Genomic DNA, 12,767 nt, shown 5'->3' on the forward strand with positions numbered 1-12,767 from the left:
TGTTACGGAAAAAGTAACACTTGATGTAAATGATCCAATAACGTTAGTAAAAGATGCACCATCACTATATTCATAAGCCCCTGTTCCTCCTGTTGCGCTTAATGTTAGGGTGGCATCTGTTAAACAGGTCTGGGACGTTGCCTTTACCAAACTGGCCACTATCTGTGACGGTTCCGATATAACAACATCGGCCGTTGTAAACTCACAGTTATAGCCATCGGTAACCGTAACATTGTACGTTCCCGCTCCCAGTCCGTTAAATACAGCTGATGTTTGTGGACCTGACGATGTTACCGTTGGCTGCACCATGTTAAGGGTGTACGTATAATTACTTCCCTGACCGCCCATTACATTGCCTACGGTTATTGTTGCGTTTTTGTCCCCAAAGCAGGACAATAGAGTTGGTGTTGCTGCTACCGTAGCATTTATTGGGGTTGGTACTACCAGTGTTACGGGTACGAATGCCTCACAACCTTTACTATCTTTAACTCTTACAATATAGTTATCAGCAGTTAATCCTGTGAAATTTGATACTGAACTGTAAGGAACTACAGTGCCTCCAGAATTCTCCAATCGATATTCATAACCACCTGGCCATCCGCCTGTAGCACTAGCTGAAATAGTGCCATCATTATTACCACTCACACAGGTAATTGCTGTATGGGTTTCTGTAATAGCTAACGCAGCCGTTGGTGCCGTAATAGTAAAGTTTTTACTTACTGTACAATACGGTGCATTTGTTAACGTAGCAGTTATGGTATAAGTTCCTGACACTAAGTCTGAAATTGCTACCGGACCAGCATCGGTTGTGGTTCCTGAATCAACAGTAGTTCCTAAAGCATCAACAACATTGTAACTAAAAGGACCGGACTCATCTGTAGGTGTGGGGACTCTATCTATAAACGTTACATTCACACTACCATCAGAATCACTAAAACACGTCACATCAATAACAGAATCAATAGTAAGATCAAACGTGTTAGGATCATTAACATAATGAGCTGTTTGCAAACTACAATCCGTATCTAAATTGGTAACGGTTATGATGTAATTACCAATTGGTAATCCTGTGAAAACACCGGTAACATTTGTCTGACTGTAAATACCTCCCGTTACACTACCATCAACATCTTCCACTGTAAATTGCAGATTGGTAGGTGTCCCTCCAGAACTGGTTACCGAAACGGTTATATCTTCATCATTGGTACAGGTGATGGCGTTATCAATATTTACATTAATATCTTCTAAACCTATAAATGGATTTATAGTTGCCGACGTTGTTCCTTGACACCCATTATCATCATACACATTGATAGTATATGCACCACCTAATAAATCAGCTTCAGTATATACATTATTTGGACCTGATTGTACAATGGAGGCCCCTCTTATAAACTCATAAATAGTATAATTGCCCGAACCACCTGTAACATTGTCTACCGTTATGGTTGCAAAATTTGTGGCATTGGTTCCTGAGGTACAGTCGTAATCATCAACAACTGGAGCAGGAACATCTATAGGATTTGGTTCCCCTACCGTTTCTTGCTGTGTTAAATTACAGTCTCTACCTGAAGTCACTGTTATATTATAAGTTCCTGGTGCTAATCCTGTAAACACATTGGATGTTTGCGTAGTTACACCACCATCTAAACTATAAGTATAAATAGGGTTGTCATTACTTGCAGGCAAGTTTACTGTAATACTGCCATCACTACTACCATTACAGCTAACATCTGTAGGCGTCGTTGTAAAAGTTACTGGTGTAGGCGCTTCCAATGTGATATCTATATCTTTTGGACAATTTGTTGCTGTATCCGTTATGGTAACGGTATATGTACCTGAAGGCACACCTGAAATCACATTTCCTGATATAGATCCTACATTCGGACTGATAGCATAAGCATAGTTTCCTGAGCCACCAGAACCTGTTACTGTAATTATGCCGTCATCATCGGTACAGCTTGGCAAGGTGGTTATGGCTGCATTCAAGTCTAAAGCAGGATAGATAGTTATAGGCGTTGCCATATCGGTGGTACACCCGTTACCATCTTTTACGGTTACTGTATAGGTTCCTGGAGTAGAAACCGTAAATGTAGGACTGGTTTGGAATCCACCTCCAATAGAATAACTAAATGGTGCTATTCCTGTTGGATTCGTCACAGTAAATGTAAATGGATCTCCATTTAAATCACATTGATTATCAGAAATACTTGGAACCGTTACTGTTGGTAATGGATCTGTATCAATAGTTATATTAATATTATCGATACAACCATTCGCATCTCGTACCCAAGCTACCCAAGTTGTACTTATTGCTGGATCTAAAACAGCTGAATTACTATTTGAATAATCAGAATCAACTGCTGCCCCAGATACAATAAATGCATATTGATAAGGCAATGTGCCTCCTGTAGCTTCAACCGTTACTTGGGCTCCGAAATTACAATTCGCATTCACATTACTTGCTTCAGCAAGCGTTAATACAGGAGGCTCACTGACAGTTACCGTAGTAGTCGCTGTACAGTCTGTGGTTTCATCTGTTACTACAATGGTTTGATCTCCAAACGTTAATCCTGGTAACGAAATTGTTGGGTTTGTTTGTCCAACTATCGCTGGACTACCATTAATTGTGTAGCTATAAGTAGATGCAAAATTTGATACGGTAAAGACTACCTCCCCATTGGCTTCAGCATTACAATTAACATCACTAACCAATTGTCCTGAAACGGTAATATTGGTTACAGGAACAACTGTATAGGATTCTGTATAATAACAACCATTCACATCAGTAACAGTAAACACATAGGTGTCTGGTGCTAAACCAGTAAACACATTGGACGCTTGTGCTCCTACACTAATTGGCGAAATTATTTCATACATTAATGGTCCAACACCATCTGTTGCTGTTAAAGTCACATCGGTTGTCAGGTCATTACAAGTTATTGGGTTAGAAGCAAAATCTAAATCGGTAGGCACACTTAAAGCTGGAATGTCAACAGTAATCGGTGTGTTAATAATACAGCCATTAGCATCTTTAATGTATGCGGTTACCGTACCCGAATTATAGGTTGTATAGGTATTAGAAGAAGTATAATTAACACCATCGAAACTATAAGTATACGGAGCAGTTCCTCCGCTGGCGGTAATAGATACCTGAGCTGGTTGCGTAGCATTACCAGCACCACAACTTAAAGCTGTGTCTAAATTCCCTGTACCACTTACTAAAGTAGGCTCATCAATAATAGCAGGTGTAGCCGCCGAAATACAATCTTTACTATCTCTAACCTCTAGGGTATAAGTTCCTTGAGACAATCCGTTAAATACATTGGAAGCCTGCCATGCCCCTGCATCTATTCTATATTCATAAGGCGCAATACCGTCGGTAGCGGTTACAATAATACTACCATCTGCTCCACCGTTACAAGTCACATCAAATACTTGAGTTGTGAATGTTGGTGTGGTGTTGGGTGTTACTGTAACTTCTTTTAATCCTTCACAAAGCTGAGAATCGATTACTCTAAATAAGTAAGTGCCATCATTTGATGTTTTATAGGTTGTTCCTCCAACTGGCGACCAAAATACTCCTCCATCTGTACTCACATCATAAGTCGTGTATATTCCTGTTCCTCCGCTTGCCGTTAAAGTAATTTCAGCATCAGCAGTACAAGTTAAGTCTAAGTCTAAAACAGCATCTAATAACAATGGTGGTTGCACCACAAAAGAATCAGAAGCAATACAGCCATTAGCATCTTTTATACTTATGGTATAAGTTCCTGATGCATTAATTGTAAAATTAGGACTTGATTGATATGCACCACCTATACTATAGGTCGCTGTACCATCAAAAGTTGTTCCTGTTAATGTTATGTTGAACGGTGTACCATCAAAGCATTGTTGTGGAATAGTATCTATTGTTGGTTCATCATCTTTAATTATTGTTTCGGTATCAAACCTTTCACAACCATAAGCGTCTCTTACATAAACATCATAATCACCTGCTGGAAGCTCAAATGTGTTAGTAACAACCCAATTAGAAGGATTAGATGGGTTTCCACTGGCAACTACCTGATATTCATAAGGTGCAGTACCATATTTTGCTATTGCTGAAAGAACTCCTAGCTCATCACAATTTTCATTTTTAGAAACTGAAGCTGTAACTTCAAGTTCTATAGCAGATTCGGTAATATTAAAAGAGTCAGTAACAATACTACAGCCCGCATTAGTGGCACCGGCTTGTTCCGTAATAACTATCACATAATTTCCAAAATCAAGAGGTCCTAAATTTGGTATTGATAATGTTCCGTTAGCAGGTACTGTTCCTGAACCTGTAATTCCTGTTGTACCTAAAGTTTGTGAATTCAATATCTCATAACTAACATTTGTGTCAGTTCCATAATTATTCACAATATCAAAGCTCACATTTCCATCTGCACTACCAACACAAGTAATATTGTTAGCAACAAGTGAATCGGCTGTTAATGTTGAATTTGTCGGAATAGATGTAGTTGCCGTTTCATAATAGTAACATTTACTATCATCATCATACACTACAAATGTATAGATAGCACCTGGAATTAATCCTGTAAAAGTTGCGGAAACTGGTGTTCCAGATCCTAATTGCCAAGTAGCTGATCCGCCAGGTATGCCGTCCCACACCATTCCAGGACCAGTGTAAATGGCAAAATAGAAGGGGCCTGTACCTGTTATCGTAGTGGCAGTACCTATACTTACATCGGCTTCACCACCAGTAACACAATCTACAGTCATAACAACATCGATATCCAAATCATCAGGAGGAGAAGCTACTAAAATATTTTGTTCTATAGCTGTACAGCCATTGGCGTCAGTTATTATTATTTCATATAAACCAAAATTAACAACTTCGAAAACTTGAGTAGCTCCCGTTTGATTGGTCACTTCTTGATTGTATCCATTTACACCAGATACGTGATATGTGTAATTGGGCGTGCCACCAGTTACAGTATTGATTATTATTCTACCAAGGGAAATACCACCAGCACCACATGTAATTGGATCCACATCAAAATCTATAATAATTGGTGAAGGTTCTGAAATAATTATAGTATCAGTATCACTACAACCTCTGGCATCAGTAACCGTAATTGTATAATCCCCAGCAGCTAAACCTGATGTTTGTGTTCCGTAATCTCTACCTGTGGTATTATTATACACATTTATTACAAATGGTGCCAATCCTTGTGTATTGTCAATATTAATTTGAATAGCTGCTGTTTCTTCACTATTACAGGTAATAGACTGCGTTTTATTCACACTTAATATTACAGGATATACTATATCTGTAACCGTGATTACATTTGTTTCTTTGGAACAACCATTAGCATCGGTAATTTCAAATTGATAATCTCCAGCTATGGATGTTGAAAATGTAAACGTAGAACCAGTTACTGTAGCTGTTCCACTACCTTGTATCGTTGTTATTGTATAAGGTGCATTGCCACCAGAAATCGTTCCCTCAATTGTGGCCTCGGCTGGAGCGGAACATGTTAAATCCTTTCTTAAAACAGCACTAGCCGTAATAGGTGCAAAAATCTCTGTTTGTGTTGCACTAGTTGCTGTACAACCATTTCCATCTCTTATAGTAATCGTATAACTTCCTGCGGCATTTACTGTAAAGGTTGGACTTGTTTGGTATGATGCCCCACCATTTATACTATATGAAAGTGGTGCAACTCCAGATCCGTCAACAGTAAATGTAAAGCCTGAACTTACATCACATTGATTATTTACTGTTACATTGTTTATTGTTGGACCGGCATCTTTAATAACAGTGACGGTAACCATTTCAGGACAGCCATTGGCATCTTTCACATACACATCCCAAACTAAATTTGTTCCAGAATTTGTATCAACAGTAATAATGTTTCCACTTGCATAATCCAAATTATTTGGTGCGGGGTTACCAGATATTACTGCTGCATACATGTAATTAGGTGTGCCATCTGTAGCTATAACTGTAATTTGAGATTCGTAATTATTACAATGTACATTAGTAGCTGTAGCGGATACAATACTAAGTGCTATAGGCTCTTCAATGGTAATTGTTTCATTGGCAGTACATCCTGTTGCTGTATCTATAACTTCTAAAGTATAACTTCCCGCTACTAAATCTGTTACATCTATAGTATTTCCAGATTGGTTTAAAGTTCCTGTATTAGGAGATAAAGAACTTGTATAGGTTCCAGAATTACCGGAAACTGTAAATTGAATGGCTCCCGTAGTACCTCCATTACATAATACATCACTTAATTTTAATCCTGTTACTACAATAGGCGTAACGGAATTAATTGGGAAAGACTCTGTATAGTAACAACCATTGGCATCAGTAACTCTAAATACATAAGTATCTGGTGTTAAACCTGTAAATATACCTGTTGTAGTGCCTGTTGTGTTTCCAGTAGCACTTGCTGGTGAAATAATTTGGTAAGTTAATGCACCTACTCCATCTGTAGTCGTTAGTGTTACATCAGAAGTTGTATCGATACAAGTTATTGGTGTAGCTGAAAAAGATAAATCTGTTGGTGGGTCTAATTGTAATATGGTAATAGAACCACTATCCGTACAACCATTAGCATCTTGTACAGAATATGTAATAACTTGATCTGTACCATTATCATTTACTGTTAATGTATTATTTGAGCTATAACCAGATCCGTTGAAACTGTACAAATACGGAGCCGTTCCTGTTGTTGGAACATCAATGGTTACAACCGCTGATTGTTTTGTATTGCTAGCACTACAACTAAACGCTGTTGCATTTGCCGTAACAACTAAAGCTGTTGGTTCTGTTAAAGTTACGGTATCACTGAAAATACATGCGTTGGCGTCTTGTACTTCATAAGTATAAGTACCTACTCCTAACCCTGTGTATAATGATGTTGAAGAGAATCCTAATCCGTTGAAGTTATAAGTATATGGACCAACGCCATCGGCTGGAATAATTTGTACCGAACCATTTGTATCCCCATCACAGCTTGGGTTTACCGTTGTTGTAGTGGCTGTTGGATATATGATGGGGTTTACTGTAATGACATTTGAAACTGCCATACAACCATTGGCATCTGTTACCTGAAACTGGTAAGCGCCATCTGTTCCTGTTGCTAAAGTAAAGGTGTTTCCTGACAGGTTAACTGTTCCTGTTCCTTGAATTAAACTCACTATATAAGGTGGATATCCTTCTGTAATGTTTCCTGAAATAACAGCATCTGATGAATTTGGTGATGTTGTTGTACAATCCAATTCTTTTGTTAACACAGCACTTACCGTTACTTGATTAGCTATGGTTTCAGTAGGTAAATTAACTGTACATCCATAAGCGTCCCTTACAGTTATATTATAAATTCCTGGTGTTAAATTAGAAAAGATATTATTCGATTGGAATGCTCCTCCGTTGATACTGTATTCATAAGGTGCTTGTCCATCTGAGGCAGTAACTTCCAAGGTAGCACCATTAATGGCATCATAACAATAATCGGCATTGGATATTGAAGCTGTTGGTGCATTTGGCGCTATTAAGCTAAGTGGAGTCGTTTCTGTACATCCATTAGCATCAGTCACTCTAATAGTATAATCTCCCGCCGCTACATTGGTTAAAATACCATTAGCAGGGAATGTATTTACCACTATTAAAGACGCATCTAATAATTCATACGCATACGCTGGTGTTCCTCCTGTAGCTGTTGCGGTAACCGTAGAACCATCAAAACAGGTTACAGGTGTTCCAGAAGCTGATACAGCCAAAGGGGTTGGTGCCGTAATGTCTTGAGTTAGCGTAAAACTACAGGTATCTACTGCATCTTCATAACGTACTTGAATGGTATAGCTACCCGCTGCCAATCCAGTAATCGTGTAAGGTGACGTTATTTGAGTGTTCCAGGTTGTACCATTATCCATAGAATATTGGAACCCATTTGTGACGTTAAAATTTTGAGCTGCAATGGTAATGGTTCCATCGGCTCCTCCAAAGCAGTTTACATTAGAAGCTCCCGTTATATTTGCCGTAAATGCTTGACCCGATGGTATAATAAAAGGAAAGTCTTCTTGAAATATACATGTTTTTGGCAATTGACGAACCCATATATCATCAATAAGTACATCATTGCCATCGAATTCATTGCTATAAGAACGAATCACAAAACTTAAATTGTTGTAAGCCCCTGGATTTAAAGATAATTCTTTGTATTCCCATTGTTCAGATTTTGGTACTACCCATGGATTTGAAGTATCTGTTGTAGCCACAATGGTTTCGGTACCACCTACCCCGTTTAGATTATTTACCAATTGAACTGTTAATTTTGGATCATCACCATATGAATATATAGCTTTGAATAAGTTCTCCGCCCAAAAGGAAATTATTACAGGTTGATTAGGAATAACGTCATAAATTGGTTTACTATACAATATACCTCCAATACCAGCTGACCCTCCTACATTTACACATAAAAATCTTCCTAAGGGATCAGAGGGCAAAGTATGGTCTTTGGCTTCAATCCAAACACCAAAAGTGGTTCTAATAGAACTGGCTACCGCATACTCTCCATCATTAATCCATTCATCTGTGTTACATGCGTATCCTGGCTGCAAATGAGTACTGGTCTCATCCTCAAAACAATAAGCTGAATTAATCCCTGAAGTAGTTGTATAGCTTCCTTTTCCGAAATCTTCTTGCAACAAATTACTATAAGTGGGCACGCTTTGTAATTGATAGGCTACACTTATGGTATGGTTTCCTTCCGGAACATCTAAAAATGTTTGGGGGTCGGCAGTATTGGTATTTTCTACACCATCTAATAAATAGGTATAGCTATAGGTATTGCTTCCGGAATTTGTTACGGTTACGGTAGCATCAGCCGTGCCATCACAATTATAATTAGGATCTGAAATATCTATAGTTGGCGCAACCGGTTCAAGATCTAATACAACACCTGGCATAGGATAAATACAAGCGTTGGCATCTCTTATATATAATGTGTAAGTTCCTGGAGCCACATAAGCTTCATTGGTGGTTATCCAAGTGGCTTGATTATCAAAACTATATTCGTAAGGTGGTGTGCCACCTTGCGGATTTGTAATACGCAATTTACCTTCACCATTAGGACCACAGCCAGCTAATTCCGACACACCTGCCGAAGCTGTTAAATCCGTATCAGGCTGGGTTATAGTGATTTCTTGAATTTCAGTAAAACAATCTATTCCGTCTAGTGTATATTTAATACGTGTAGAATAAGTACCTGCACTAAGGTTGGAGAATGTTGGGTTGGCACTATAAGTCGTTCCTCCATCGATACTATATGTTATCGTATACCCATTAGCATTGGTTACATTAAATTGTATCTCTCCTATATTATCTCCATAACATAATATATTGGTAGTGCTCATTGTATAAATCGGCTCTGGTATGCTTTCTATATATTGGGTTGTTGTTGCACTACAGTTATTGGAATCGACAACCAAAATGGTGTAATCTCCAGTGGTAGGTGCTAGTATTATAGGAGTATCTTGAGAATCTGTGGAACCATTTACATAATATAAATAAGGTGGTGTGCCTCCAACAGGATATACGGTTATTTCACCATCAGTACAGGTTATTGGTTTTGTAACTGCAGAGGTTACGGTTAACACTGGAGGGTTGATGATTTCAATATCATCTGTAAAGGTACAGCCATCATCCGTTGATACCGTATACGTGTAAATTCCTGGATTAAGATTAGGAAACGTATAATCACTTTCTAAAATGGGTCCAACACTATTAACTAATGTTCCTCCTTGGGAGATGCTATAGTAATATTGTGGAAGCGCATCATTGACTGCTAATTTTATACTTCCAGTACCGCCATTACAATTTGGTTGGGTAACAAATTCTGAAACACTAACATCCCTTTGTCTCACATAAATACTGGGTGTTTCAAAAATACATGGATTGGTGTCAACCTCAATTTGTCTGATATATACGGTATAATAATTAGGCGTATTGATAGTAAACACATTAGATAATTGATATGGGCCCGTAGGGTCTAAACTATATTCATAACCACTAGGAACACCTCCAACGGTTATTTCGCCTGGGGTTGTACAAATAATGTCTTTAGCTGTAACAGTAGGGACTAATAAGTTTTTATAAACATTAAAATAGAAAATACTAAAACATCCTCCAGGATAATTTATAACAATCCTGAACTGACCAGAAGTATCGGCTACATAATTAGGTCCTGTAGCTACTTGATTCCATGTACATGCTGGATTTTCATTAGCACAATCGTCAACAGTCATTTCCGCACAACTGGTTTCATCCAGTTTTTGCCAAATAATTGATACCGCATCGCTAATACCTGTGGTAATAGAACGTGAGGTATTGCCACCACATAAAAATATATACGGCAATACTTTACCATCATTAGGACAGATAGGTAACAGGTCTGCATACGGGATGACTGGATTTGTAATTGTATTACCATAAGGAATAACATTTATCACTTCATCTATGGATATACAATTAGACGAAGTAACATCATTTACATAATAAGTACCTGTAGCTGTTGCAGTATATGTTTGGCCTGTGCCTATTACTGGTGTTCCTGTTGGGCTTGTAGACCAAGAGTAACTATCATAACCAGCAGCTGCTGTTAATACCACACTAGAACCACATAGCACTTCATCTTTTTCGAAACTACAATTTGAAATGTCTACCAAAAAATTAGTGGACCCTGGTATACCTAAACATTCTGTTGTTGCAAAACTTCCTTCATCCTGTATTACAGTCGGATTTATGACACCTCTATAAGTTGCAAAAGCTTGATTTTGAATTTCGTTAGAACAAGCTTGACTCAGATCATAACAATTAGGAACTACTTGAACCGCTAATCGTATTTTAAACGCAGGATCGTTAACTTCTACCGAACCATCTGGAATATTAAAAATAAGTGTTCTGGTAACAGGATCGTACGATTGTAATGTGGCACCTCCTGCACTGCTATAATCGATATCAGTATTAGGATCAAAAACAATATTATCGGGAAGCACATCCTTTATTGTGAATTGTGTAACATTATCGTTACCAACACTTTGATAGGTGATTTCATAAAATAGGTTTTGCCCTAAGGTTACATCGGCTCCATCAATATCGTTTCCAGAAGTATCTAACACGACCTTAGTGAGATCAATATCCGGAGCAATAATATCAACCGCAAAAGCACTAAAAAAAGCGAATATGGGATCTGCCTGACCCCGAGCGACCTGTAATCTAAAATCAGCAGAAGACTCACTATTACTGATATATTCCGGTTCTGCATCCAATATTTCCAAAAAACCTGTATCATAACCCAAGGTATTTGCGCTATAAGGATTTCTTGGGTAAGAGACACCATTAGTGTTTTCTATAACCGAACCAAAAAATTTATTGGCAGGTCGCAATGGAGTTGTCACTTCCTTACCATTTATTTCCAACTTTGTTGCCCTTTTTGTTCTGTCCCCATCCAATGTGGCATAAGCAAATTGTAAATCAATATGTCCAGCTGGCGGGGTTGTAAAGCCAGTAACTGCAACTGTTTCTTGATGTCCATCATAAATATGACTAAATCCATCAAATGTGGTAAATGATTTCGTATGAAGGCTTGGATCTTCATAAATAACAAAAAGCGTCCAACCTGCTGATAATCCTGTTGAATTATTAAAACCCAAACTAGACGTTACATTTGCCACTGTATAGGTTCCTTCTATATCCGACAGTGTAGATAATAAATTAGTCACATCGGCATAACAAGCATAAGGTGTATTTCCTGGTTCATTGGCTTCTGAAGCAATAGGATCAACAATCGCATCATAAATAACCTCACCTGTTATATCATTATAGGTTGAGCTACCAGGTAACTTAAATTTTACTTGATTGATAGTTGTTCTACTACCACTTTGAAGTACTGCGCCCCAATACAAGGCTGCATAAGCAACTCTGTAACATGTAGTTGCACTTCCATCTTCATGATCGGATAATAAAAGGTCTGCAGCACTGGAACTAAATGTTGAAGCATCAGAATCAACATCTATATATTGCATTGATATATCTTGGTTATCTTTAGTAAGATCATTAAAAGGCAGATTATCCTCACCTAGAATATTATTTCCAATTACAAGCATACTACCCTTAACTTCTACCTTTTCCCTTACGGTAAAAGTTTTGTAGGTTTGTGCAAACAGCTGCATACTTAGTAAAAACAATAAAATACTTAATCCAGTTTTTAGATATGTAATTTTTTTCATAAGCAGGTAATTTTGTTGGTTGTCTTGGTTGGGATATTAAAAATTACTTATAGAAGCGGCTCTAGCCTCTTCATGAACTTTATTCCTACATTTGAAACATTTTATCTTAAATAATCTTTTTTAAACGGGATAAATATCGTAAATTATTTTGGAACATTGATGCATTCAACCCATAAATAAAGTATTTTATCGATAAAATAGTACTTTAAGCCTAAAAAACACTTGATTTTGTAAGATTTTTATGTAAAAAAAATAAATGTTCCGAGACAGAGCTGTCGTGGGTATTTAACTGAAAAAAGTTCTTTTTAATTCGATGAAAATCTTAGATTTTTAAACTTTCCATTTTACTCACGGGGCAAAAGCCTTAGAGAATTCTTTCCTTATATAAAACAAATTAATGCACGGGACTCTGCGTACAAGGGCAATTGCTGATGCCCTGCAGGAACTCCAGCCCTATGGTAATGACGTGCGTACCC

General features: G+C 37.8%; 1 protein-coding gene. It reads right to left on the reverse strand.

Annotated elements, in window-relative coordinates:
* The coding region (locus ACGLWY_RS18555; protein ID WP_396621175.1) for a beta strand repeat-containing protein at positions 1–12,291 on the reverse strand (12,291 nt) is incomplete at its 3' end.
* Between the last annotated feature and the right edge of the window lie 476 nt (positions 12,292–12,767).

The sequence above is a fragment of the Mariniflexile sp. HMF6888 genome, from assembly GCF_044335535.1.
Lineage (GTDB): Bacteria > Bacteroidota > Bacteroidia > Flavobacteriales > Flavobacteriaceae > Mariniflexile.